Annotated in this window: 28 protein-coding genes; 9 read left to right on the top strand and 19 right to left on the bottom strand. The window is 33.4% G+C overall.

The annotated features are described in order from the left end of the window. Positions 1–71 precede the first annotated feature (71 nt). Together M0D21_RS10610 and recR are read right to left on the bottom strand one after the other, a co-directional pair. On the bottom strand, positions 72–1181 hold the full coding sequence (locus M0D21_RS10610) for a glycosyltransferase family 2 protein (RefSeq protein ID WP_317250139.1): 1110 nt from the start codon (positions 1179–1181) through the stop codon (positions 72–74). 45 nt (positions 1182–1226) lie between these two features. Beyond that, a complete protein-coding gene (gene recR / locus M0D21_RS10605; RefSeq protein WP_248329220.1) occupies positions 1227–1847 on the bottom strand; it encodes a recombination mediator RecR in 621 nt (206 codons plus the stop codon). Positions 1848–2123: 276 nt separating this feature from the next. Here recR and M0D21_RS10600 point away from each other — a divergent pair, with 276 nt between their 5' ends. The 3 genes from M0D21_RS10600 (at position 2124) to secA (ending at position 6631) form a co-directional block, all read left to right on the top strand. Beyond that, positions 2124–2699 (top strand): cob(I)yrinic acid a,c-diamide adenosyltransferase, encoded by a 576-nt coding sequence (locus tag M0D21_RS10600; protein ID WP_248329218.1) that lies wholly within the window; start codon positions 2124–2126, stop codon positions 2697–2699. Between the two features lie 135 nt (positions 2700–2834). Then, positions 2835–3056 (top strand): DUF2795 domain-containing protein, encoded by a 222-nt coding sequence (locus tag M0D21_RS10595; protein ID WP_008272287.1) that lies wholly within the window; start codon positions 2835–2837, stop codon positions 3054–3056. 215 nt (positions 3057–3271) lie between these two features. After that, positions 3272–6631 (top strand): preprotein translocase subunit SecA, encoded by a 3360-nt coding sequence (gene secA, locus M0D21_RS10590; protein WP_248329216.1) that lies wholly within the window; start codon positions 3272–3274, stop codon positions 6629–6631. A gap of 80 nt (positions 6632–6711) precedes the next feature. Here the strand turns inward: secA and M0D21_RS10585 are convergent, their stop codons facing one another. The 7 genes from M0D21_RS10585 to M0D21_RS10555 all read right to left on the bottom strand — a co-directional run bounded on the left by M0D21_RS10585 (position 6712) and on the right by M0D21_RS10555 (position 12045). Then, on the bottom strand, positions 6712–7320 hold the full coding sequence (locus M0D21_RS10585; protein WP_248329214.1) for a hypothetical protein: 609 nt from the start codon (positions 7318–7320) through the stop codon (positions 6712–6714). Next, a complete protein-coding gene (locus tag M0D21_RS10580) occupies positions 7317–7655 on the bottom strand; it encodes a PadR family transcriptional regulator (RefSeq protein ID WP_248329212.1) in 339 nt (112 codons plus the stop codon). Before M0D21_RS10580 ends, M0D21_RS10585 begins: the two co-directional genes overlap by 4 nt. 184 nt (positions 7656–7839) lie before the next feature. After that, positions 7840–8475 carry a hypothetical protein gene (locus tag M0D21_RS10575; RefSeq protein ID WP_248329210.1) on the bottom strand — a complete coding sequence of 212 codons (636 nt, stop codon included), beginning with the start codon at positions 8473–8475 and terminating at the stop codon, positions 7840–7842. Positions 8476–8893: 418 nt separating this feature from the next. Then, positions 8894–9583, bottom strand: a complete 690-nt coding sequence (locus tag M0D21_RS10570) for a peptidoglycan DD-metalloendopeptidase family protein (RefSeq protein ID WP_248329208.1) — start codon at positions 9581–9583, stop codon at positions 8894–8896. A gap of 80 nt (positions 9584–9663) precedes the next feature. Beyond that, positions 9664–10992 (bottom strand): flavin-containing monooxygenase, encoded by a 1329-nt coding sequence (locus M0D21_RS10565; RefSeq protein WP_248329206.1) that lies wholly within the window; start codon positions 10990–10992, stop codon positions 9664–9666. An 89-nt stretch (positions 10993–11081) separates the two neighbouring features. Beyond that, positions 11082–11474 (bottom strand): hypothetical protein, encoded by a 393-nt coding sequence (locus M0D21_RS10560; protein ID WP_248329204.1) that lies wholly within the window; start codon positions 11472–11474, stop codon positions 11082–11084. Beyond that, entirely contained in the window at positions 11458–12045 is a 588-nt protein-coding gene (locus tag M0D21_RS10555; protein WP_248329202.1) for an RNA polymerase sigma factor, read from the bottom strand. Before M0D21_RS10555 ends, M0D21_RS10560 begins: the two co-directional genes overlap by 17 nt. A 149-nt stretch (positions 12046–12194) precedes the next feature. Between M0D21_RS10555 and M0D21_RS10550 the strand changes: the two genes are divergently transcribed. Next, positions 12195–12542, top strand: a complete 348-nt coding sequence (locus M0D21_RS10550; RefSeq protein WP_248329200.1) for a DUF6249 domain-containing protein — start codon at positions 12195–12197, stop codon at positions 12540–12542. 264 nt (positions 12543–12806) lie between these two features. Here the strand turns inward: M0D21_RS10550 and M0D21_RS10545 are convergent, their stop codons facing one another. The 4 genes from M0D21_RS10545 to M0D21_RS10530 form a co-directional block, all read right to left on the bottom strand. Next, entirely contained in the window at positions 12807–13445 is a 639-nt protein-coding gene (locus M0D21_RS10545) for a T9SS type A sorting domain-containing protein (RefSeq protein ID WP_248329198.1), read from the bottom strand. Between the two features lie 377 nt (positions 13446–13822). Further along, positions 13823–15208, bottom strand: a complete 1386-nt coding sequence (locus M0D21_RS10540; protein WP_248329196.1) for a hypothetical protein — start codon at positions 15206–15208, stop codon at positions 13823–13825. After that, the gene (locus M0D21_RS10535; RefSeq protein WP_248329194.1) at positions 15180–15794 is read right to left on the bottom strand and encodes a hypothetical protein; all 615 of its coding nucleotides are present in this window, start codon (positions 15792–15794) and stop codon (positions 15180–15182) included. The genes M0D21_RS10540 and M0D21_RS10535 overlap by 29 nt, the downstream gene beginning before the upstream one ends. Further along, a complete protein-coding gene (locus M0D21_RS10530; protein ID WP_248329192.1) occupies positions 15778–16269 on the bottom strand; it encodes an RNA polymerase sigma factor in 492 nt (163 codons plus the stop codon). The genes M0D21_RS10535 and M0D21_RS10530 overlap by 17 nt, the downstream gene beginning before the upstream one ends. Positions 16270–16561: 292 nt before the next feature. On the opposite strand from M0D21_RS10530, the gene M0D21_RS10525 reads away from it, so the two are divergent. The 3 genes from M0D21_RS10525 (at position 16562) to meaB (ending at position 18581) form a co-directional block, all read left to right on the top strand. Then, positions 16562–16789, top strand: a complete 228-nt coding sequence (locus M0D21_RS10525; RefSeq protein ID WP_248329190.1) for a hypothetical protein — start codon at positions 16562–16564, stop codon at positions 16787–16789. A gap of 87 nt (positions 16790–16876) precedes the next feature. Then, positions 16877–17428 (top strand): DUF2911 domain-containing protein, encoded by a 552-nt coding sequence (locus tag M0D21_RS10520; protein WP_248329188.1) that lies wholly within the window; start codon positions 16877–16879, stop codon positions 17426–17428. Positions 17429–17504: 76 nt separating this feature from the next. Next, entirely contained in the window at positions 17505–18581 is a 1077-nt protein-coding gene (gene meaB / locus M0D21_RS10515; protein WP_248329186.1) for a methylmalonyl Co-A mutase-associated GTPase MeaB, read from the top strand. 3 nt (positions 18582–18584) lie between these two features. Here meaB and M0D21_RS10510 read toward each other — a convergent pair whose 3' ends face one another. Together M0D21_RS10510 and M0D21_RS10505 are read right to left on the bottom strand one after the other, a co-directional pair. Further along, entirely contained in the window at positions 18585–19847 is a 1263-nt protein-coding gene (locus M0D21_RS10510; protein ID WP_248329184.1) for an acyloxyacyl hydrolase, read from the bottom strand. 191 nt (positions 19848–20038) lie between these two features. Beyond that, positions 20039–20323, bottom strand: coding sequence for a hypothetical protein (locus tag M0D21_RS10505; protein ID WP_248329182.1), 285 nt, complete (start codon positions 20321–20323; stop codon positions 20039–20041). A gap of 350 nt (positions 20324–20673) precedes the next feature. On the opposite strand from M0D21_RS10505, the gene M0D21_RS10500 reads away from it, so the two are divergent. Further along, entirely contained in the window at positions 20674–22182 is a 1509-nt protein-coding gene (locus M0D21_RS10500; protein WP_248329180.1) for a BCCT family transporter, read from the top strand. Here M0D21_RS10500 and M0D21_RS10495 read toward each other — a convergent pair. The 4 genes from M0D21_RS10495 to M0D21_RS10480 form a co-directional block, all read right to left on the bottom strand. Next, the gene (locus tag M0D21_RS10495; RefSeq protein ID WP_248329178.1) at positions 22179–22754 is read right to left on the bottom strand and encodes a phosphatase PAP2 family protein; all 576 of its coding nucleotides are present in this window, start codon (positions 22752–22754) and stop codon (positions 22179–22181) included. The genes M0D21_RS10500 and M0D21_RS10495 overlap by 4 nt on opposite strands. 25 nt (positions 22755–22779) lie before the next feature. Next, positions 22780–23007, bottom strand: coding sequence for a hypothetical protein (locus M0D21_RS10490; RefSeq protein WP_248329176.1), 228 nt, complete (start codon positions 23005–23007; stop codon positions 22780–22782). Between the two features lie 67 nt (positions 23008–23074). Continuing rightward, entirely contained in the window at positions 23075–24160 is a 1086-nt protein-coding gene (locus M0D21_RS10485; protein ID WP_248329174.1) for an OmpA family protein, read from the bottom strand. Between the two features lie 103 nt (positions 24161–24263). Beyond that, positions 24264–25634: an MATE family efflux transporter gene (locus M0D21_RS10480; protein ID WP_248329172.1), complete on the bottom strand. Its 1371-nt coding sequence runs from the start codon at positions 25632–25634 to the stop codon at positions 24264–24266. A gap of 86 nt (positions 25635–25720) precedes the next feature. On the opposite strand from M0D21_RS10480, the gene M0D21_RS10475 reads away from it, so the two are divergent. After that, the gene (locus tag M0D21_RS10475; RefSeq protein WP_248329170.1) at positions 25721–26086 is read left to right on the top strand and encodes a hypothetical protein; all 366 of its coding nucleotides are present in this window, start codon (positions 25721–25723) and stop codon (positions 26084–26086) included. Positions 26087–26199: the final 113 nt, after the last annotated feature.

The raw sequence follows: 26199 nt of genomic DNA, 5'->3' as shown, positions 1-26199 counted from the left end.
TATAAGTTAAATTTTTTGCGAATTTAATTAAAATAAAGCTTTAATATTAGTTTTTCTCTATTAAAGTTTATTTAAAATACTATAACCTCTCCTTTTCCATCACTAAAATTGCTCCCTAAAATGTAATTACAATTTTTGGGTCGAATCTTAAAGGTAACATTCTTCTTTTTCAAAAGCTGCATTTGATCTATAATATCTTCAAAGGTCATAAAATCGTTATCAAAGATAATCTCGATATTACTATCTCCCAAATCTTCAGCTTTTATTACAGAAAACATTACCACTTTTTGTTGTAATTCGACCTCTAAAAACCCTCTAAATCTCTCATTATCAGACAACAAAAAATAACTATCAATTTTCCTATTTCTTTTATCAAAGTTTTTAAACGACTGAAAAAAAGACACAATACGAATTCCGGTAGAGACCATAACATCTAAAATAACATTACTTCTAAAGTGTTTTTTGTAAAACAAACGCATGGCATTATAAAATCGTTTTACGTAAACCGCATTCCTATCTGTACTCTCTCCTCTATAATGTACCGCTACTATATTCCCTATATAATAGTTTAATAATCCATTTTTTTTGATCTTATACGACAAATCTATATCCTCGCCATACATAAAGTAATCATCATCAAAACCTCCTGCTTGTATAAATGCTTTCTTTTTTAGCATCATAAAAGCTCCTACCAACACATCTACATCACCGATACCATTGTCACTTATATGATCTGCATAGTAATTTTTCACATACCCTAAGTTAATTCCAAACAGTCTTCTAAATGAAGTTAATGGAGATGGAATATTACGCTTACTCTCGCTAAGATAATCACCAGTTCCACTTATAAGTTTAGGCCCAACAATGCCCAAATGAGGTAGCTGTTCTGCCGATCTCATTAACCTTGTAAAGGTCGAATGCCCTACAATAGTATCTGGATTTAGGAAACAAATATATTCGCCAGTCGCCACTTCTGCTCCTTGGTTATTTGCACTAGCGAAACCATTATTTATTTTGTTTTCTATAAGAATAACCTTAGAAAAGTGTTCCTTAACTAATTGCACACTATCATCAGACGAACAATTATCAACAACAATAATTTCTGAGTCTAATGAAGATATAGCCTCTCGAAGGCTAAGCAAACATTGTTCTAAAAAATATTGAACATTATAACTTACTATGATAACTGATAATTTCAGAAGGAATTCTCTTTAATTTTTGGAAAATTAAGAGTTTTTTAGGGCATTTTCAAAAGGAATTCTATTTACAATACTTCTTCCAAGCGTTACCTCGTCTGCATACTCCAATTCATCATTAACTCCAATACCTCTTGCGATTGTAGATGTTTTAACAGACATCCCCTCCAATTGTCTGTAAATGTAAAAATTTGTAGTATCTCCTTCCATAGTTGCGCTTAAAGCAAATATCAGCTCTTTAACTGCTCCTGTTTTTACTTTATCTACCAAAGAACCAATAGTTAGATCTTGAGGACCAATACCATCTAATGGACTAATCTTACCTCCTAAAACATGATACAAACCTCTATATTGTCCTGTGCTTTCTATAGCCATTACATCTCTAATGTCTTCAACTACACATATAACATCTTGAATCCTATTTGGATTGCTACATATATCACATATCTCGGTATCGCTAATACTATGACATTTTTTACAAAAATTAATATCTTTCCTTAATGTTCCTAAAGCTTGGGTTAAGTGTTCTGTTTGTGTTTCTGGCTGTCTTAATAAATGAAGTACCAATCGTAAAGCAGTCCTTTTGCCTATACCCGGCAATTGAGACATTTCATAAACTGCATTTTCTAATAACTTTGAAGAGAATTCCATAGCGCCACAAATTTAACATTTTTACCGGATATAACTTCACAAATACCCCTCACTTATTACAAGCATTTAAAACCATTTTTCTACTTTTACCTTAAAAGTAAAGATAATGTTTGATTCTCTTTCTGAAGAAACCCAGCTTATTCTGATGATTATCGGAATCGCTGTGTTATTCGCTCTTGTTTCCTGGAATACGAAACGAAACAAAAACAAATTATACGGTCGCAAAAAGCGAAATTTCAAAAAAAACTATTTTGACAAAAAAGAAAAAAACAACCAATGAAAATATATACCAAAACTGGTGACAAAGGTACAACGGCTTTATTTGGAGGCACAAGAGTCCCAAAACACCATATAAGGATTGATAGCTATGGTACAGTTGATGAATTAAACTCCCACATTGGACTTATTAGGGATCAAAAAATCGATGAGCTAAGCAAAAAAACACTTATCGATATTCAAGATAAATTATTTACTGTAGGAGCCGTTTTGGCAACAGATCCTGAAAAAGCAATTTTAAAAAGTGGTAAAAAACGATTAAACATTCCCACTATTAACAACGTTGATATTGAAATTCTGGAAAATGAAATTGATCGAATGAATGAATTATTACCCCCAATGACTCATTTTGTTTTGCCTGGAGGACACCAAACCGTGTCATTCTGTCATATTGCACGTTGCGTATGCCGAAGAGCCGAACGTTTGGCAACTGCTCTCTTTGAAATAGAGCCTTTTGAAGCTACAACACTGCAGTATTTAAACCGACTATCTGACTATCTTTTTGTGCTGGCACGAAAATTGTCCCTCGATTTGAAAGCGGAAGAAGTAAAATGGATTCCGACAAAGAATTCATAATTTTTCTAACTGAGAAATTAATAAGGGAAAGTCTCAGAAAATCACGTTCTTATAATTATTGTTTAAATAATTAATTTTTTACTTGACTTTTTAAACTAAAAAATTATTTTTGCAAAAAATTAAACCAGTAAACATATGTATTGGACTTTAGAATTAGCATCATATTTAAGTGATGCACCTTGGCCAGCTACAAAAGACGAATTAATAGATTATGCAATTCGTACTGGAGCACCTCTGGAGGTTGTAGAAAATCTACAGGCAATTGAAGATGAAGGAGACTCTTATGACTCTATAGAAGAAATATGGCCAGACTATCCTACAGACGAAGATTATCTTTGGAATGAGGATGAATATTAAAAAAAATTGAAATAGTACTAAAAGTCTCGCAAGAGGCTTTTTTTTTGCGTAAATTACGCTTCTTTTGAGGTTTTTAAACCTTAAAAGCATTGTATAATGTTGACCCAATGGGTCTTGAGATAAATAAGCAATCCCCATGCTGGGATTTTACCATTGTGTAATTAAATAGCACTGGTTACTATCAAAATCTCAGTAAACACACATAACCATTAATTATGGGAATTTTAGATTCTGTACTTAAAGTATTTGTTGGAGACAAATCCAAAAAAGATATAAAAGAAATTCAGCCTAAAGTTGAATTGATTAAAAAAGCTGGAAAAGCTCTCGAAGGGTTATCGGATGATGAGCTACGTGCAAAAACAGAAATGTTCAAAAAGCAAATTAACGACGCACGAGCAGAAATCAATACTAAAATAGAGCAACTTAAAGAAGATGCGAATAACACTGAAGATATTGACAAAAAAGAAGATATCTATGGTCAAATTGATAAACTGAAAGACGAGGCTTACGAAATCACCGAAAAAGCTTTAAATGATATCCTCCCAGAAGCTTATGCCGTAGTAAAAGAAACGGCAAAAAGATTTGCCAATAATGAAACTATTGAAGTAAGTGCTTCTAGCTATGATCGTGAGCTTTCTGGAACCAAAGATTATGTAACACTTGATAATGATAAAGCTATTTGGTCAACTAGTTGGGATGCTGCAGGTAAAGAGGTAAAATGGGATATGATTCACTACGACGTGCAGTTAATTGGTGGTGTCGCAATGCATGAAGGTAAAATAGCCGAGATGCAGACGGGAGAAGGAAAAACGCTAGTTGCAACACTCCCAGTATATCTTAACGCACTTTCTGGAAATGGGGTTCATCTGGTTACAGTAAATGACTACCTAGCTCGTCGAGATAGCGAATGGATGGCACCTTTATTTCAGTTTCACGGGCTTACTGTTGATTGTATTGACAACCACAGACCTAACTCTGCTGAACGTAGAGCAGCCTACAATGCAGACATTACCTACGGAACCAATAACGAATTTGGTTTCGACTACTTAAGAGATAATATGTCTCATGCACCAGAAGATCTTGTACAGAGACCACATAATTATGCTATTATTGATGAAGTAGACTCGGTATTAATTGATGATGCAAGAACGCCTTTAATCATATCTGGTCCAATTCCTAAAGGAGATATTCACGAGTTTGATGAATTAAAGCCAAAAATTGCAGACGTTGTATCGGTACAGCAAAAACTCCTGACTACAGTACTTGCCGAAGCAAAAAAACTCATTAAAGAAGGGGACACTAAAGAAGGTGGATTTAAATTACTTCAGGTATATCGAGGTATTCCAAAAAACAAAGCTTTAATCAAGTTTTTGAGTGAAGAAGGTGTAAAACAATTACTTCAGAAAACAGAAAACTTCTACATGCAAGATAACAATCGTGAAATGCATAAGATAGATGCTGATCTGTACTACGTAATTGAAGAAAAAAACAATCAGATAGATCTCACCGATAAAGGAGTAGAATATTTATCTGGAAAAGATAATCCCGATTTCTTTGTATTACCCCAGATAGGGATGGAAATCGCTAAAATCGAAGACTTAGAATTATCAAAAGAAGAAGAAGCTGAAAAGAAAGAAGATCTTTTTAGAGAGTATAGTGTAAAAAGTGAGCGTATTCACACATTACGCCAGCTTCTTAAAGCATATTCATTGTTCGAAAAAGACGTAGAATATGTTGTAATGGACAATAAAGTAAAAATTGTCGATGAGCAAACCGGCCGTATTATGGACGGTCGTAGATATAGTGATGGACTGCATCAAGCGATCGAAGCTAAGGAAAATGTAAAAATTGAAGATGCTACCCAGACATTTGCCACAGTAACTTTACAAAATTATTTCAGAATGTACCGAAAGTTATCCGGTATGACAGGTACTGCGGTTACTGAAGCAGGTGAATTATGGGAAATCTATAAGCTGGATGTAGTAGAAATACCTACAAACAGACCAATCGCTAGATTTGACAGAGAAGATTTGGTATACAAAACCAAAAGAGAGAAATACAATGCTGTAATTGATGAAGTAACCGAATTATCTAAAGCAGGAAGACCAGTGCTTATTGGTACTACATCTGTAGAAATATCTGAATTATTGGGTAGAATGTTAACTATTCGCAAGATACCTCACAATGTACTTAATGCTAAGTTACATAAGAAAGAAGCAGATATCGTTGCCGAAGCTGGAAAAACAGGTATGGTAACTATTGCTACCAATATGGCAGGTCGTGGAACGGATATTAAGTTATCTGACGAGGTTAAGGCCGCTGGTGGTTTAGCAATTATTGGTACAGAGCGTCATGATTCACGTCGTGTAGACCGCCAGTTGCGTGGTCGTTCAGGACGACAAGGAGACCCTGGTAGTTCTCAATTCTACGTTTCGCTTGAAGATAATTTAATGCGTCTTTTTGGATCTGAGCGTATCGCAAAAATGATGGACAGAATGGGGCTACAGGAAGGTGAAGTTATTCAACATTCTATGATTACCAAGTCTATAGAAAGAGCTCAGAAAAAAGTAGAAGAAAATAACTTTGGTGTTCGTAAACGATTACTAGAATATGATGACGTAATGAACGCTCAACGTGAGGTAGTTTATAAACGCCGTTATCACGCATTATTTGGCGAGCGTTTACGTGTAGATCTAGCTAATATGATCTATGATACTTCTGAAGTTATTGCCGAAAGCAACAAAGTAGCTCAAGACTTTAAGAACTTTGAATTCGAACTTATTCGTTACTTTTCGATGAGCAGCCCAATTACTGCTGAAGAATTCGAAAAAATGGATGCTCAAAAGATTGCGGGGGAGATTTACAAAGCTGCTTATGAGCATTATCAGGATAAAATGAAGCGTAATGCAGAGATGGCCTTTCCGGTAATTAAACAAGTATACGAGGATCCTTCGAGTAATTATGAAAGAATTCTTGTTCCTTTTACTGATGGAGTTAAAAGCTTAAATGTAGCTACTAATCTTCAAAAGGCCTATGAATCGGAAGGAAAGCAGTTAATTACAGATTTTGAGAAAAATATCACACTTGCCATTATAGATGATGCTTGGAAAACGCATTTACGTAAAATGGACGAACTAAAACAAAGTGTACAGTTGGCGGTTCATGAGCAAAAAGATCCTTTATTAATTTATAAGTTTGAAGCTTTTGAGTTATTTAAAGCAATGATAGAGGAAGTTAATAAAGATGTAATTTCTTTCTTATTTAAAGGTGAATTACCTACAGGTAATACTCAAGATATCTCTGAAGCTCGTCAGGTAAGAAGAAAAGAAAACCTTGAAACATCTAAAGAGGAAATTCCAAATATGGATGAGCGTGCTGCTATGAATAGAGCAGCTGGACAAACTCAACAGAGGCCTCAGGTTACTGAAACCATTGTACGAGAACAACCAAAAATAGGACGTAACGACCGTGTTACCATTAAACACGTTATGAGTGGAGAGAATAAAACACTTAAATACAAGCAGGCTATTCCATTAATTGAAAAAGGAGAATGGGTACTTATAAATAACGAATAAGAATACATAGCATCTTATCGATATAAAAAACCTGGAGAGAAATACCTCCAGGTTTTTTATATCGATATTTTATTACCTCGTTAGGCTATGGACTTTTTATACATTGTAAAAAACAAAAATGGCAAAAAACCAACTGCAAAAACAAAAGCTCCGGCTAGTAGCAAAATACTAACTCCTTGTAACTCTAAAAGCTTAAACACACCAGCAAATCCAGTTATTATTGCAGCGACACAGCCCAAAATGATTTTTAGCCTTTCTGAAAAAGCTCGAGCAATAGTAACCTTATACATATCAAAGGTTAACATTGGGACAAACACCAACAATAACGTAATAAATCCAATCATAAAAAACAGGTTCGCCCCAGGATAAAGTAACAACTTAAATGTTACACCAATTGTTAATGAAAATGAACCTATAAAGCCTATTAAATACATCAATTTTTTCATCATAATTATTCGTTTATAGTTTAATAAAAAAAATGTTTTACGCTCTAAATCAATTAAACCGTTAGGAGCTAATTCTTTAATAGCTTCATCAAACGATTGTTTAAAAGGTTTCCCTCTCCTTAATTCGCTATCTACGGCGCAACATAAGTGATCCAGGATATCATCTCTTAAATCCTTATGTTTTAACCCCTGAGAGTCAACAAAATGCTGAATACTATATAGCTGTTCTTCATTTAGTCTCATATCGTTCCAAATTCAGGAAAAATAACCTTATTCAGTGTTTCTATAAAATCTTTCAGTTCTTCTACATAAGAAGCTTTCTTCTCCTTTCCTTTTTTGGTGAGGGCATAATACTTTCTCACCCTTTTCCCTATATATATTTCTTCACATGACAATAGACCTTCTTTTCTCATTTTTTGAAGAGCCGGATATAAAGACCCATCCTTTAGTAAAATCTTTCCACCTGAACGTTCTTTTACCTGTTGAAAAATTTCATACCCATACATGCGACCATTCTCTGCAAGGATATTTAACACAATAACCGATAGGGTTCCTTTTAATAGTTCTTTTGAATACATAGAATAAATATACATAAAAAAACAATACATCATAATTCTGTGCATTAAAATTAAAAAAAATGATAAAATTGTTTTATCAATACATCTATTATTACTAAAAAAACCGATTCATAATGAACCGGTTCCTGTATTATTTACTAACTACTATGACGTTTTTTCAAAAAGCCCTAAAGGATGAACAATCCTATAGGTCTGTAATATTATTTTGAGTTTCTGTATATTTCTCTACAACTACTGCATCCCCATTACTGTTTTCTAATAGGTAAACTCCTACCGGTAATTGACTTAAGTCGATCACATTTGTAGTTTTAGATAAAACATGTACCGTATCTTTAACTTCAAATAATTTTAATTTATCTCCTTCTGCAAAATCTACAACAGTAATAACATCTCCCTCTCTCTGAATATCTAATACATTCTTCTGTGGGTTAAGATATTGTGCTACGAACTCCTCTTCGGTATTTTCATTTACTACCTCATTACTCATTTCGGCATCTTCTACCAAAAAGTTTTCTTCCTGAGCAAAAACAGCTCCATCAATCATTAATTCTTCTTCAAGACGATCGATAACGATAGACTTTCCTCTATTGTTTTCTAATAAATAAGATCCGATTGGTAATTGACTAAGATCGATACGAGAATAAGATTTAGATAAAATATGATCACCTGTTTCAACTTCGAACAACTTTAACTTATCTCCTTCTTCAAAATCTACAACTTCGATAATAAGTCCTTCTTGTTGAATGGTAAGATTATCATCCTCCATACCAAAAATCGATACCGATAAAAATAGTGTAATTAATAGTGTAGTCGCTTTCATAATTTGGGGCTTTTTGATTGTAAAACTACGGTTTCACCATACAATGATAGGATTAAATAATTATGCTACCAACTAATTATCAGTCTTTTAGACCAAAACCTGTTAATTTTCGTTAAAATACCAAAAATGCAAATAATAAAACATAAAACATTGATTATCAATGCTTTAAAAATTTAAGTTTAGGTTAAAAGGCAACTATGAATCGATTAAAAACACAAAAAACAGTTATTCTGACACCTTAATCCCCTTAATTTCAAGGTAATATCTAAAAGAAACTATCTAAGAAACCAATTGCATCTTTCAAAAAATGTCTATTGATTACCATTGTTTTACTAAGGGTGCAATTGGATACGATAACTTTTATGTATTGCAGAGGCTCTGCGTATGTGAGTAAAGGTCACCAATTAAATGAATAAACTTAGATATTAAGAAGTAAATTAGGATTAGGGCAGTTATATTTATATTTATTCAACTCCTCTCTACTAGAAACCCCGGGATAATCGCCTACATTACCTTCTAAATCTTTTATAATTTGAAAATGCAGATGTGGAGCATAATCTCCATTTACCGAAGCATCTCCAAGTATTGCAATAACATCACCAGCCTTTACAACATCTCCCATATTTAATCCTGAAATAGATGCTGTACTTAAATGACCATAAAGCGTGTAGAACTCAACTCCTCTAATATGGTGTTTTAATATAATGGTAGGCCCGTAATCGCCATAGTTGTTATTATTTTTAAAACTATGTATTTCTCCATCCAATGGAGAGAGTATTTCTGTACCTGCATCACACCAAAGATCTAGGCCTAGATGAATATTACGTTCCTCTGCAATGTCACCGTCATTAAAATGCTTACTGCGTCTATAAATACCTCTGGGTTCATGATATCCCCCATAGGCCACTTTGGCATTATTCTTATTAAGATAATCAACTACATAAGCCTCAAATGCTTTAGAAGAAGACACATCAAAAGTATCTAGGCTTACATTAGATTCAGATAAATCTATGGGGATATATTGTTCTTTAGAGAATTTAGAGGATACTACCGGAATAAAATCTGAGGACAACTCCTCTACGAATTTAGAAAAATTAAAATCTGTCATTGACACAATATGAACTAAACATTACGAAACTGACAGTAAATATAAAAAAAGCTTTGCATGAATAACTTCAAACTTTATAGTTATGCACTTTGATCCATAACCACAGGTTCTTTAGACACCCATTGTTTGGGTAATTGTTTTAAAAGAGCTTTTCTAAAAATATGATAATCAACTGTAATAGTGTGCCTAGGAGTATTTATTTGCTTATAATGTGGATGTGTCACTTCTCTTTCACATAATTTTTTAATGTTTGAAGGCATTCGCCAATCTCCTGCTAAATAATTGGCCAAAATTTTACTTTGTAACTCCGAGCCAGGCCAAATACAGCCCAAAGGCTGGAACATCCCTACAAAAAACAAATCGTGATACTCTGGGTGAAACATTTTTAAATATAACGGAACAGGACCATCGCTATAGTCTACAAATGATTCATCAAAAAAGGAATGCTTAAGAACATATCCTGTACAGGCAATAATAACATCTACATGCTCTGTAGTCCCATCTTTAAAATGTACAACCTCTCCTTCTAATTTTTCTATATCGACTTTAGGATGAACTTTACCATGTCGAATCTTATAGAGTAATTCATCGTTTATTGTTGGGTGCGTTTCTCCAAACTTTGTCTTCACCTCTTGCAAGCCATATAGTTTATTTTTGCCCAACATAATGTTTAGCAATTTGTCATTAAGCCAACTTCTTATTTTTACCGGTAGCCATGCAGATCTTGCACCAACTATATCTGAAGGTATTCCAAAAAAGAATTTGGGTATAATTCGATATCCTCTTCGCCAACTAATACTGGTTTTTGCACTTACTCTACTTGTTTCTACCGCCACATCGCATGCAGAGTTACCGCCCCCAATGACCAATACTCTTTGATTAGCAAAAGGCGCAGCCTTTTTATAATTATGTGAATGAATAAATGCCCCATCAAAAGTACCAGGATATTCTGGCATTCTTGGAACAGAGTGATGTCCATTACAAACCACCAGATCAGTAAAGGTCTCTACAACTTCTTTGTTATTTTGTAAGATCGTAACTTCCCATTTATTCTTCGCTACTCTTTTGCAATTTTGCACAACCGTGTTAAACTCTATATGAGTATACAAACCAAAATGTTTTGCATATTCCTGAAAATATCTTCTCAATTCATCATGAGAAGGGTAATCTGCTACGGTAGGATCAAAATCTTCAAATGTAAAATCTTCGTATTGGGATAGCGTTTTAGAACTTATAATATGTGTAGTGTCGAAAACACTAGAATGGCTTTCATTTTCTGAATAAATCCAATTACCTCCTACTTCATTATTACGATCATAACATACTACATCAAGGTTTTTGTCTTTTAGATTTTTAAGCGCAGTTATACCACTTGGTCCTGCCCCAATAACACATATCCTTTTTTGCATACTAAGTTTGCTTAATTAATTCCTTATGTAAAATAGAGAATGTATTGCAGTTTTAAAAATATTTTAACGATATGACACCATAATATGTTTTATACCGCAAAATTCTTATCTATTCTCTTTTTAAGGAATCCTATTTGCACAAAAAACAATAGTGCTAAAAAAACAATCGCGTAGGTAGTGGTTTTTGTAAAATTGATGCCTGATAGCGGATTTTCAAATTTGATAAAATAATCAAAAGGAAAGTTTACTTTATTGAAAACTGATTCGCCGTTATACAACAGAAACAAAGCTCCAATAAGAACCGAAACAGTAAGTAAGACTATTATCCATCCCTTTTTGGAGATAAGAGGTTTATATACTATAGTATCTTTTGAAACAGAAGTTTCTACTTGGTTCATCACATTACTAAGAAAACTAGGAGAAGGGTTTTCTAAACCAGCTTCTTTAACTAATTTTTGAATATCTCTAAATCGCTGTTCCATTTTTACTACTGATTTCTGGCGAAATGTAATTTTTCAATATCGAATATAGCTTTTTTCTACTTCGATATAGTTTAATTTTCACATTATCTTGTGATAAACCAATGATTTCGACAATTTCTTTTATACTTTTTTCATCAAAATAATAAAGTGTAACTATAGCCGCTTCCTCTTCAGGCAACTTTAAAATACTATCTGCTATTATTTGTTTTCTTTCTTTGACCTGTAAATAATTAAGTGCATCTGTAACTAATTCTATTTCTCCCTCATTAATCTCTTCTATTAATTCTGAAGTCATTATACGCTTGTTAGATTTAATCGCATCCAAACTTTTTCTATATGCTATGGTATATAACCACGTAGAGAACTTGGCTTCTCCTCTATATTTTTGTAACGACCTAAAGGCCTTTACAAAAGTATCTTGAGCTACCTCCTCTGCTATTTCTTTATTTTTAACCACTCGATATACAACGGTATATACCAAACTTTGGTATTTCTCTACAAGTACAGAAAACGCATTCACATTTCCTTCTAATACTTGATCTATGTAATATTGATCTGGTTGATGGTTCATTTACGGGTATGACGATCACAAATTGAAAATGGTTACACATTTCTCTCCAAAAATTACAAAATATATTTTTACACTTTTTTGTAACCAACCAAAACTATCTATCGTCATAGAAGAAAAACGAACAGTATTAACCTATAAAAATTTATAACATGGGATCTGAAGTAATTATTTTACCTGCTATTTTTGGAGTTCTTTTCGGAATCTATTACCTATTCATTTCTGCAAGAAACAAAGAACGTATGGCTCTTATTGAAAAAGGTGCAGACGCTTCTATTTTTTATAGCAGTAAGGAAAAAAGAGTTACTCCTATTTGGAAAGTTCTTGTACTAAACTTATCTCTTTTATTAATGGGAATTGGACTTGGCATTTTCTTGGCAGGAATATTAACTGAAGTAATTGGCGTTAAAGACCATATTGCTGAACCAGGAACTATATTCCTAATGGCCGGCGCAGGATTATTTGTTGGATTTAACATGACCAAAAATTTAGACAAATAAATCTATCTTTAGTACAAACCATCGAGGTGCTTTATGCACCTCTTTTTTTGTATCCATATTATCTTCATATTTTTTTTAGAATTCATCTTTTAAATTAAAAACAAGTATATCAATACGAAACACTACTTTAAGTAAAATAAAGAGATCCCAGAACTATACTAAAACGCTTAAAAACATATCTATACTTTTCCAGCACAGAATTACAGAATAAAAAAAACCTACCCGTTTCCAGGTAGGCTATAAAAATATTATGGCGAATATTATTTAATGCATGTCTGCTACTTGATCCTTGTCATAAAACTTTTCTACAACTACAGAGTCCCCTTTACTGTTCTCTAAAACATAAACTCCAGCTGGTAACTGACTAAGATCAACAAAATTAGAAGTCTTTGTTAAAATATGTACTGTATTTTTCACTTCAAATAACTTGATTTTATCACCTTCTTCAAAATCAACAACGGTAATCATATCACCTTCTCGCTCTATAGCTAAAAGATTGGTTTCTGCATTATCATAATAATGCATATATTCTTGTTCTACATCTATTTCTGCAGGCATCATCACTCGTTTGCTATCTCTTTCTAAAAGAAAATCATTGTGTATTGCAGTAATAGCACCATCAACATTTAACCCTTCTTCTAAACGCTCAATTACAATTGACCTTCCTTCGTTATTTTCTAACAAATATGCCCCTATTGGTAATTGACTTAAATCTATCTGACCATGAGTTTTTGACAAAACATGATCTCCTGTTTCGATCTCGAATAATTTGATCTTATCTCCTTCTTCAAAATCTAATACCACAACAACAAGTCCATCTTGCTCCACTTCTAATTTTTCTCCATCACCAGCATAACTGTTGATAAATAAAAGCAAGCCAAAAAAACATGTAATTAATTTCATTTTAATACTATTTTATTAATGGTTTGTGAGTTTGTTGTTACGGTTTAACCATACAATAATATTATTAAATAACTGTTAAACAAACTAAAAGACAGACTTTTAGATCAAATGGTTTTGATTTTCGATAAAAGACACAAAAAAAGCTAAAATAAGTTAAAATAAAACACAAAATTCTGATTAGCAACATCTTACATTCAACGTTTACTTAAAAAAGCAGATAAAAAGCAGTATTAACAGGACAAAAAACACGATGCAACGTATCTTCGTACGTTTTTATTGTTAAGCAATTGTAAAAAAAATGCTAACAAACTAAAAAAGCCCCATTGACCAAGTCAATGAAGCTTTTTTATAATTAACACTACAATTATTATGAAAAACTAATTTTTATGTAATACTACTTCACTATACTTTGCATTGATAGTTATTAAGTTTTCTGTACTACGTGTATCTTGATATCCGTTGATGAATACATTTCCAAAATTCTTTCTACTGTTTATCTCAAGAGTTTTAGGTAATGATATTAAACTTTGAGCCCCACTATATGACAAATTGAATGCAGATTCAGGTAATTTCAGTTTAAAGTCACTATTCTGTACTGCTAGATCCAAAGTAGTGAAGGATTTTCCCAAATTTGCTATAGTGATCATTCCGAAACTTGCAGAAATCGCACCATTCTCATCTAGTTGTTGAATAAAAATGTTACTAGAATCAGCATTTACCAAAAGGTTCTTAGCGTTTTGAATTCTGCAATTCTTTACATAGTTCACCACCAACTTACCATTGTTCCATTGTTTTACATACACAGGTGAATACGAAGCTTTTATGTAGGTTTGATTTCCCTCCACTACATTGGCAGAAAGTTTTGTGTGCGATAATGAAGCCTTCACATTACTTGCAAGTTCAGGTAATTGAACCGCACCATGTCGTACATTCATTTTCAGATTTGCCCGTTTTGGCATCTTTATCTTAATAATCTTACTAGTATTGTTACCTACATTTGATCGTTGAGCACTATATTGATATACTGTTACATTGGCCGTTCCCTTCTGCTGGTTTTGAATATCTCTTACCAATTGTGAAGCCCACGCCTCCATTTGCTTTCCATACTGTGCTCCCCAAGTATCGAGACGTATTTCCATTTGACCCGATGTAGGAGTAGTCTTACCTTGAATTTGATTGGCCAATTTTTGTTTTCCTTGCTCTATTTCCTCACTAAACTTCTCTCGTATTTGATTCTCCCATTGTTGAATATACTTCTCTTCTTCTTTGCTGTATTTTTTGTTTTCTAAAGTTACGTTGGAAAGATTTTCTGGAAGTGCACTAGGCATAGGATTATTAGCAATATTCTCCATTATTGGCCCCAACATATCTGCTATTGCCGGACTCAACCTCTGTAACTCTTCTTTAGTCATAGTTATATTTGAAGCTGTTACTTTTCCGGTCCATAAATTACCTGCTGCCGACGTAATGGTTATGTTTTGATCATCTCCCAATATTTCTAGCTGCCAACTATCTAATATCCTTCTACTATTTTCATCGGTAAGATTAGCTCCCTCAATATAAGCTTCTACACCAATTTCATTCTTGTTCCATGTTTCAAAAACAATATTGGTATGACTTGTATTAAGGTTTACGTTAACATCAGGATTCACGGTAAGCCTTTCATTCAGCTTTTCTTGTCTGTCCTGCGCAAAAAGACCAACACAAGAAATACCCATGACCAATGCTACAACATTAAGCTTGTATTTCATCGTAACTTTCATTCTCAATTTTTTCTAATTCTTTAAGTTTATCTTTCAGTCTATTAAGCAGAGAAAGCCTTAAGGTTAAATTCTCCATCATAGCTTCTACACTTTCAATATTAGGACCTACTTCGATAAGTTCTTTACTAAGATTTTGATATTCTCTATCTAAATTATTCAGACGTATTTTAAAACTCTCAACCAACTCTCTGTTTTTATCATCTACAGTAATCTCAGATAGTTGAAACTTTATACTAGTTAGTAAGTAATTTTCTACTTTTTCATATTCTGGAGATATCTCAGCCAAGGGAGAAGATTGTTTGGTTAAAACAACCGTTCCGTCTTTCAAATCTGTAGTCTCAGTATCAACAACATCTGTGCTTACGGTATCGGCACCATTAAACTGATTGAAAGTAAACATAGAAATGGTAAATACTATTGCTACACTGGCAGCAATTTTAAGCCATCCATAGTTGAAACTCTTTTTCGCTTTCTTGGGAAGCTCTTTCTCAAGTCTTGCCATAAAACGAGCCTCATGTCCTTCCTTTATTCTCTCTGAAGGCAAAGCTCTATCCTGTTTTAATAGCTCTCTAATATCTTGTGCCATCTTTCAAATGTTTTAGTTGATCCTGAAGTTGTTTTTTTCCTCGGTGCACCAAAGTTCTTGAAGCTACCGGGGTGATATCTAATATCTCACTTATTTCATTATGGTCATACCCTTCAATCAAAAACAGCATCACTGCATATTTATACTTTTCTGGTAATCGCTCTATTGCTTTTTTTACTTCTTCTACCGTTACCGAATCTGATACAGACCAGTCGTTTTGTTCTTCTACCGTCGTCATCACTTGTTCATTTATTGCAACCATATTCATCTTCTTCGCTTTCAGCATATCTATACTCTTATTTATTACAATCCGCTTGAGCCAGGCGCCAAAAGTTACATCACCTGTAAATTGATGTAATCTGGTAAAAGCTTTAATGAAAGATTCCTGCATAGCTTCCTCTGCCTCGAAAGGATCTTTGAGGAACCTTAAAGCCACATAATACATACCATCACAGTACTTATTGTACAGTTTCATCTGCGCTCTGCGATCATTGGCCCTACATTGTTCTATTAGCTCGCTTTGTAACAAACTTGAATAACTTTTTGGTTAGTGATTATTATTTAAAAACGGTCTTAAATCTTATTCATTTATATAGACGATTTCCCATACCTAGATGTTGCAAAATTATGCATAAAATCCATACAGAAACAACAAATAACTGAATATCAAATAATTAATAAATTTTTAACTACCTAAAAAGTAAGTTTTTGAAGATTACAAATACTATTTATAACACTTTTATTAATTAATCAACACTTATTTAACCATGCAAAGATTAAATAAATACTATGACCCCCAAAAATATGAAGACAAAGATGTAGATGATATTATCAACTTATTATCAAAAAACGTACGTTGTACCAATAACCTAATACAACGTATTGACCAGCTAATAGAAAGTAAGAATTTACCAGAATCTATAACCAAAGTTCTGGTAACTTTCAGAAACACCTGCGCTATAAATGTGATGAATATCACACAAGTCATTAAATAACCAAAAGAGCATTTAATTTTAGATATTATCAAAAAACGTAATACTTAAAAGACTATATTTATGTTTTAATTTTTTATGTCAAAATCATTGAAACGTATAGTAATTGTATTGGTGGGACTTTTCATCTTAGGATACTCTGGCTTATTGTTGCTGAAACATAATACAAAAAAACATAGTCCGGAAGAAACTATAACTCATATTGGACAAGATACCAATTTCTCTGTGTTTTATAATCGCCCTTTCAAAAAAGAGAGGATAATTTTCGGAGATTTAGTTCCATATGGTGAAGTATGGAGAACAGGTGCGAATGAAGCTACTACTTTTACTTGTGATAAAGATATATTAGTAGATGGAACTATATTAAAAGCTGGAACGTATACACTTTGGACTATCCCCAATAAAGATTCTTGGAAAATTATTTTTAATTCAAAAACGTATAATTGGGGTGTAGATTTCAAGGATGGTAAAGCGAAAAGAGATTCTAAACATGATGCACTTGTAGTAGAAGTTCCCACACAACCTCTATTAAATATCGTTGAGCAATTTTCTATTTATTTCCAAAATGCAAATGGCTTTACTATAATGTATATGGCCTGGGATCGAACGGCTATTGCAATTCCTATAAAAATTAGTAGTTGAATAATCTCAGCCAATACTCCTGTTTTTCTATACTAATTCATAAAAGGAATTTATAACTTTGCTTTAAAGTAATTTTGTGCCAGACAATAAATCAAAACATACAGACGCTTCGTTTAAAGTTCCGACTAGCACGACTAGTGCTGCGATAAGTAGGTTCAAAAAGCTACAACAAAAAAATATTTCTATCGATACCATTTTTAAAGCTATTATAAATGGTGACACTCCTGCGTTGAGTAAAGGTATTACTTTGATCGAAAGTACTCAACCTGATCATTTTGGCAAAGCTCAAGAACTTATCGAAAAATGCTTACCGCACTCTAACAATTCGGTTAGAATTGGAATTACGGGAGTACCAGGGGTTGGAAAAAGTACATTTATCGAAACCTTTGGTAAAGTTCTCATTGACAATGGCAAAAAAGTGGCAGTACTCGCTGTAGATCCCAGTAGCTCTGTCTCACAAGGAAGTATATTAGGAGACAAGACTAGAATGGAATCGCTAGTAAGATCTCCAAAAGCATTTATTAGGCCTTCTCCCTCGGGAAAATCTCTTGGCGGTGTTGCGCAAAAGACTAGAGAATCTATCATACTTTGTGAAGCAGCCGGATATGATGTTATCATTATTGAAACTGTGGGTGTTGGACAAAGCGAAACCGCAGTGCATAGTATGGTTGACTTTTTCTTACTTTTAAAACTTGCCGGAGCCGGAGATGAATTACAAGGTATCAAAAGAGGGATCATAGAAATGGCAGACGCAATTATTATCAATAAAGCAGATGGCGATAATGTTAAAAGAGCAAGAGAAGCCAAAAATCAATTTCGTAAGGCTTTACACTTATACCCTTTGGCCAAAAGCAGTTGGTCCCCACAAGTGTTAACATGCAGTGCTATTGAAAATAATGGGATAGATGAAGTGTGGAATCTTATAGAAAATTATTTAGATACTACTTCAAAAAACGGGTTTTTCACAGAAAACAGAATCCAACAAAATAAATTTTGGTTATTACAAACTATAGAAGAGCAACTAAAAGCTAACTTTTACAACCACCCTAAAGTAAAAACTGAAATTGAAGCCCAAATTGAAGCTATGCTACTTCATAAAGTAACACCATTTGCTGCTGCAAGATATTTATTGGACTTAAATAAAGAAAAGTAAAATTTATTGTCTGATCTTTTCTCTTAAGTTAAACCGATATGTATATCCCAAACTAACTTCAGAAAAATCGGCTTGCCCTAGATTAGCGTTAATATTTGCTGCTAGAAACAAATTGTTTTTTGGAGATTTAAATGTATTGATTACGTAATATTTTATTCCCAGTCTACTTGACACCGTCCTTTTAACTTCAAAATACCAATCTATCTCTCCCAAAGTGGTATATTCATTATTGTAGAAATATCCCTGACTTAGCTGCCAATCTATTTTGTAAAAAGGTTTGTATATATTGATCCCTAGGTCAAATTCGATACCTACATGTCCTATCAATAATTCTGTACTGCCAAAAAAACCAAAGTTGGTAGCGTAGCGATATGGATTCTCTCGATACTCAGGAACTTGTTCATTGATCAATTGTCCATTTTCATTAATATGATCATAATAATGTTCATAAAATCTATAATATGCACCTCCGCCAAATTTAAACGTACGATTTATAATTTTACCCCCAGAAAAAGCAGCAGAATAGACTTCTTTCTTATCATTAAAAACCCGAGATAGTACATTTTGCCCAATTCCACTTCGGAAAGAAAAATAGTTTTCTAAATATCTATTTTTCTTTTTTAGTTTACTACCTGTTCTTATATCTGCAATTTCACTTTCTCTACCTATACGTGACGATAAACTTACCGAAAATGAATTCAACCCTTGGTTTGGTAGTTTTGTATGACCATTTGAAAAGTGCGAATACCCCAGTCCTAAATGAAAATCTATGGTTGATTTATCCAAAACCTTGTAATACACAAATGACCTAAAAGCCCAATTTATATCTGTAGTTACTGCTAAATTGGATGGATTGATTTCGGCATCAAACTGAGTATCGATATATGCAGCTCCCATACCAATATTGACATTCCAATTATCAGTCTTTTTTCTAAAAAGTCCAAACTCTACAAAGGGCATTACACTATATGCCATTCCGACCATTTCAGTATTTCCAAAATCTGTAACTCCTATTGAAACTCCTGTTTTTGGGAAACCTAACTCAGATGCCCATTGCTGGTTTAATGTTGTGTTATGTGTTCCTAAACTTAAAAAAAGAGATTTTTGTAATTTGGTTTCAGGAAAACCAGTATTTGCTTCCATCGTCTTTCCCACCAAAAATTCTGGTGCAACAAAAAAGGTGGAATTATTAACACTATCTTCAGATTGGCCGTAAAACTGTACTCCTATAAAAAATATAAGTAAAAAACTTCCCTTTAACTTCATATATTCCATTTGTCCCCTTGGTTATTTACACATACCTGTAAAAACACCAAGTCATCTCTTTACACCTTTTTTTCCCCTTTAGGTGCTTGAGATTTTAATACTGTTATGCATTGAAAATCAAAACACAAGTACTAAAAATAACAAATAAAAAACACTTATTAACACTTTATCTTTTATGAAATACCATTCTACTATTTATCCCCGAAGTCTCCTACCTGATCTTTGCTGACACCATTGGGTATTTCTGCTGTAGAATTTTCTTCATCAAAACTCTCCATAGTATCTGCTAGCCTCTTACTTATTTTTACCAAATAAATAGTATCTGTAGTTTTTACCTCAAGAGCTTCTATCGCTTCATTACGATGATTTTTGAAAGAAATAACGTCTTTATCGGCATATCCATCCGGAAACTTTTCTACAAGAAGGTTCAAAATGTTTTTATCAAGCTTTTTATAATCAACAATTACTCTTCTCATGGTTGCAGGTTTAGTTAGTTACATATTCTTAAAGAAGTAAAATAAATACATAATCGCCTTTTCGAAATACAAACCTTGGGACGTTTATTTCTAACCTATCCCAAGTAATTTTGAAATTGGGAGCAATAACATTTCTAGTTCGAAATGCCTATACAAGTCTAACTAAAAAAAATGAAATTTTGCATAAAAAGAGTTTAAAAATGAAATTATTTTTTGGCTTTTTTACTTGTTAAAACAATTAAAACTTTACTTTTTTTTTAGGTTGGTTTTAAAACTTTTTGGACATTTATAGACATCACATTAATCGTATGACCACTGATGGCATTACAAGGTGAGATAAAACAATTTCTATGAAATCAAAAAACAGTAAAAATAGTTTACTTTATATTTCTCTCGGTATATTGCTTTTCTTCTCATTTTTTTTATACTTTTTTACTTTAGAAACCTATAACGGAATAGAATCCTTTTCCATTTACATTCGTCAACGATTCGGACGGTTTTATTTATGGCTTGGCCTAATATGTGTATTGTTACTAATAGTTCTTGCTCTATCTAAATGGGGAAAGCGAAAATTAGGAAAACCAGACGATAGTCCTGAATTTTCTAGGCTAGCATGGATATCCATGCTTTACAGTGCAGGTATGGGAGCAGGAATACTTCTAAGAGCAGTTCAGGAGCCAGTTTACATGATAAACAACCCTCCTATTTCTAGTAATTCAGATAATGCTACTATTGCCTTAGAATATACTTTTTACCAATGGGGTTTCACGGCTTGGGCATTTTATGCCATTTTTGCCATCACGGTAGGCTATTATCTTTTTGTACAATCTAAAAAAGTATTATCCAGCAGTGCATTCTCTTCTATAGAAAATCTGGTGACTCAAAAAATTCCAAGAAATGTAATTTTTGGCAGTATCGATATACTTGCTATTTTAACTACCGTTTTTGGGTTGGTAGCAGCTATTGGCTTGGGCACCACTCAAATTGAAGGAGGACTCACCCATTTACTACAAGAAGATTTTGGGCTAAAAGGTACCATTTTAGTACTTATCCTAATTTCTTTACTGGCCTTCATTTCTGTATACCGAGGAGTAAATAAGGGTATCAAAATTATTTCCACATGGAATATTTACATAACTGTTGGATTACTAGTATTTGTGTTTTTACAAAGTGATATTATTGCCATAATTAGCCAGTTTTTTTCTTCTATATTTCATTATTTCATAGATTTTATTCCGCTAAGTCTTGCCTATGGGGATTATAACCCCGGAGAGAAGTTTTTAACGGATTGGACCTATTATTATTGGGCTTTTTGGTTAGCTTGGGCTCCTTTTACAGGGATTTTCATCGCACGAATTTCAAAAGGTCGCTCCCTACGAGAAGTAATATTGGGAGTGCTTCTTATACCATCTTTGGGCACATTTTTCTGGTTCACAACATTTGGGCAATCTGCTTTTGGCATTATCGAAAATCTTGGTGCTTATCAAGGGCAATTTGATAATGTATTCACTTCTATTTTTGTGTTTTTTGAAAACTACCCTTTTCAAGGTTTTATAAATACACTTACCATCCTGCTACTTATTAGTTTTTTGGTAACCTCTTTAGACTCTGCAATTTTTGTATTAAGTATGTTTACAGATAACGGAAAAGCAGAACCCTCGAAAAAACATCGATTCCTGTGGAGTATCATTCTTACAATTTTCTCTATTGGTATTATCTTATTAGGGAACGCTAAAACAGATATCAATGTGCTTATCGCAATGCAAAAACTACTTATCATCACTTCTCTACCATTTTCTTTACTTATGGTAGTAATGATTGTATTGTTTATCAGGGATTTTAGAAAAAACAGAGTTTAACTTCTTACTTCACCATATTTCTTTATAAGAACACTGTGAAGTTTATGAGCACCTAAACCAAGTAAAATTCCTATCGCCATACCGGTTACTATATCACCTGGGTAATGAACCCCTACATAAATTCTACTATAGCTTACGACAACAGACCATACGACCATAAACGGAAAAATATATTTAAGATGCTTTTGTAAGGTAAGCCCAGTAAAAAATGCTAAAGCCATTGAGCTAGCCGCATGGGCAGAAAAATATCCATGCCTACCACATCTTTCGGCAATAAAACGAGTAAACTCTGCTACACCATCCGCACGACATGGTCTTGGCCTCATGAATAGTACATTTTTAAAAAGATTAGATAATTGATCTGAAGCGGCTATAAGTGTTGCCACAACAACCAAGGTAACTATAGTACCTCGAATACCAAAATACTTATAGAAAAAATACAGCAACACAAGATAGAGAGGAATTTGATATAACTTCTCGGTCATAAACAACCAAAAACCATCCCAGGTAACTGTACCCAAATTATTGAGGTACAAAAAAAGGTCTTTATCCAGCTCTATAAGTTCTTCCATAAGTTATTGTAGATTATCTTGAATCTTACTCATCATATCGTTCAATCTCCCGATCATAAAAATCATTCGCAGCTTGAAAAAGACTATTAGCTTCTTCCTGCAATTCTTTTTCATCACTTTTATCAAACTCCTCAAGCCATTCTACCTCATCATTTTCCAGATTAATAATAAATCTTGGAAATTCAGTATGAATTACAAAAATAGCCTCGGGGAAATCGGTATTATCTCCTAACAAAAATTTCGGAAAACTCATATGGTATACTTAGAATTACTCCTCAAAGGTATCACCTTTTTACAAGGAAACCAGTATAAAGATAGAATTACTCTATTTTAATTTCTACCCTGTTGTTTGATTCTGGATCAAGATTTGTTCCCTCTGCTTCTAAAGGATCTGTATCTCCAGAAGCAACAATTTCGATTAAGGACTCGTCTACCCCTTTTTCTATCATGTACTTTTTTACATTACTGGCCCTCACTGCTGACATAATTTCGTTTTCAAAGGTAGACCCAGCGTCATCAGCATGACCAATAATCTTAACAGAATTCACTTTAAATATAGTCACATATTGAATATATGAGTCTAATGCTTTCTGAATCTCAGTATAGGCTTCACTTTCACCTACAAGAAATTCAATCGGCTTAAAATCTAAAGCCATATCACAAACTTGTCCTGCAACCAGGTTTTTGGGAGTTCTCATCTCCATAAGCAACACATCATCTACAAAATAATATCCTGTATCGTATGCTCCTCCTTTTACTGATTTTCCTCTAGGATCATCCCCAAAATAACCAAGAGATAGATACTTTTCGGTTCCTTTTGCACGGTACACCCCGCATACCTTTGTCCAACCCTTGGTATTACAAACCAATTTAGAAGATTCAACATGTAATGGTAATTTTGAAGTGATTGTTATTTTAGGACTTCGGGCACTAAAATACCCTCCAATCGAAGAGGTGCAAGAATTTGAAATTCCTTCACCTAAAGAAACATACATATGAAAATAATAATATTTACCTGCTCCAAGAGGTTTTTTCAATTTTGCAGTTACTCCTTCCTTGTATTCTCCTCCAGCAATGTACATCCCTACCTTACCTTCTCCAGTTTTAGGCTCTTGAGCTCCAAATTGATTTAAAAAATTTGGCGATTTATGCACAAATCGTACTAATTCTAATTGAGGGTGGTGGACATCGGGAGAATTAATTGCAGGCTTCCAATCTTTAATAATCCCAAAGTTTTTCATTTCCATATCCATTCTCTTAACAGAGGTATCTACATTTTCAAAACTTGGATTGGGAATTAGATTCTGATTTTTACTATGCTCGAAGTTTTGAGCAATGCTACTTTGTGTAACGGCAATAACAAGAACTGCCAGCAGTAGACAAAATTTAGAATTTGGGACTCTCATTTTTTGTATTCTGTTTTTTTGGAAAGATAGTTAATTATTCGTTAATACCCAATAAACGTTAGATACGAAAAAAACGTATTTTCCAAGGTTCTTAAATTAAAAATCAACCTTTTTTTACTAAATCTTTGGTTAACTTATTGAACCTAAAGTACAATAACAATGCCGAAGTAGTTAAACCCGCCAGAAGTCCTATCCATATCCCAGAACTTTTATATTCGGTATATAATCCTAAATAGTAACTAATTGGAAAACCTACTACCCAATAAGCGATAAATGTGATAAAGGTAGGGATCTTAACATCTTGAAGTCCCCGGAGCGCTCCCAAAACCGTTACCTGAATTGCGTCAGATATTTGAAATAACGCAGCTATAATTAAGAGTTTGGCTGCAATACCAATTACTTCATTTGTATCTGCAAGATTTTCTGCATCATTTACATCTAAATAAATCATTGGTAATAGTTCATTACAAACAACAAAAATTAAAGCAAATACCGTAGCTATTAAAAATGCTAATAGAAAAATAGAAATGGCTATTCTTCTTAAATCTTCAAATCTGAGTAAACCCTTCTGGTTTCCTACCCGAACCATCGCTGCTACACTCAATCCCATGGCCACCATAAATGTCATAGATGAGAGATTTAATGCTATTTGATTTGCTGCTTGAGGATTTTTACCTAAAATACCAGATAACCATATCGCCGCAGTAAAAATAGCCACCTCAAAAAACATTTGTAAGGCCGAAGGAAAACCAAGAGCTAGTATTTTCTTCAACATCTTATTTTCTAAAACGAAAAGTTTAATTTGTGTAACGTATGCCGTAGATTTTTCCTTTTGTTTTAGGAATATCCAAAGGAAAATAATCATTACTATTCTGGAAACCAAAGTTCCTACGGCGGCGCCAACAATTCCCATTTGCGGAAAACCAAATTTTCCAAAAATCAAAAGGTAATTTAATACTACGTTAACCAAATTAGCTATTAGCGTAGCATACATGGGATATTTGGTCATCGACAAACCATCTGAAAACTGTTTTAACGCTTGAAAACTTATTAATGGAACTAATGAAAAAGCCACCAAATCTAAATAAGGCATTGCTAATGTTACTACCTCTTCGGGCTGGTTCATCAAATACATTAAAGGTTTCGCCAAAAGAATTAGAAGAAACAGTATAATACCAAGGGTAGTACATAAAAACAACCCATGCTTAAAAGCAGATTTACCATTTTTAAAATTATTCTCGCCATCAGCTTCGGCAACAAGTGGTGTAATTGCAGTAGAAAAACCAATCCCTAAGGACATTGCTATAAACATAAAGCTATTCCCTAATGAGACCGCTGCCAATTCAGCAGTTCCCAATTGCCCTACCATAATATTATCGACCAACGCAACTAAAGTATGACCAATCATACCCATCATCACAGGAGCCGCCAACTTAAGGTTGTATCGAAATTCTTTAGTGTATTGGTAAAGCATTTTTCAGATTTTGAACTCGCAAAGGTATTAGAACTATAGAAAACTAAAATATTCTTATCGTATATTTAACGTTCTATACCCGTATTATGTCAGAAAACTTAGCATCTTCAAAACAAACAAAAAAAAGAAACAATACCCGTATCTATCTAATTGTAACCAGTATATTATTCGGTATCTTGATTTTACCCTCCTTACCCATGATAATGATGTCACCCATGATGTTTGACAGCCCAGGATCAGAAGATAGCACTCCTACCATAATCTTGGTATTAAGCCTAGTTGCTTATCCTGTTGTTACCGTTTTTGGTATTGTAGTAGGATGGATTCTATTTGCTAAACAGAAACATTTTTTATCAATTATTTTTGCAACATTACCTCTTTTGAACATCTTAGTAGGCATTCTTTCTGTTATTTACATGGCCGTATTTTGCAATGGCAATTTTGATTGTTAATTACTAGGTTCTCATTGTTCAATTGCAAATACTCAAAATAGCTCTAACAATTCTAAAAAGTAAATTTTAGTTCACTTATTTTTTATAAGTTCGTTTAGGATCTCTACAAATCA

It is taken from the genome of Aquimarina acroporae (genome assembly GCF_023195925.1).
Classification (GTDB): domain Bacteria; phylum Bacteroidota; class Bacteroidia; order Flavobacteriales; family Flavobacteriaceae; genus Aquimarina; species Aquimarina acroporae.
The sequence above is the reverse complement of the archived record's forward strand: the minus strand, read 5'-3'. Positions and strand labels throughout refer to the sequence as shown.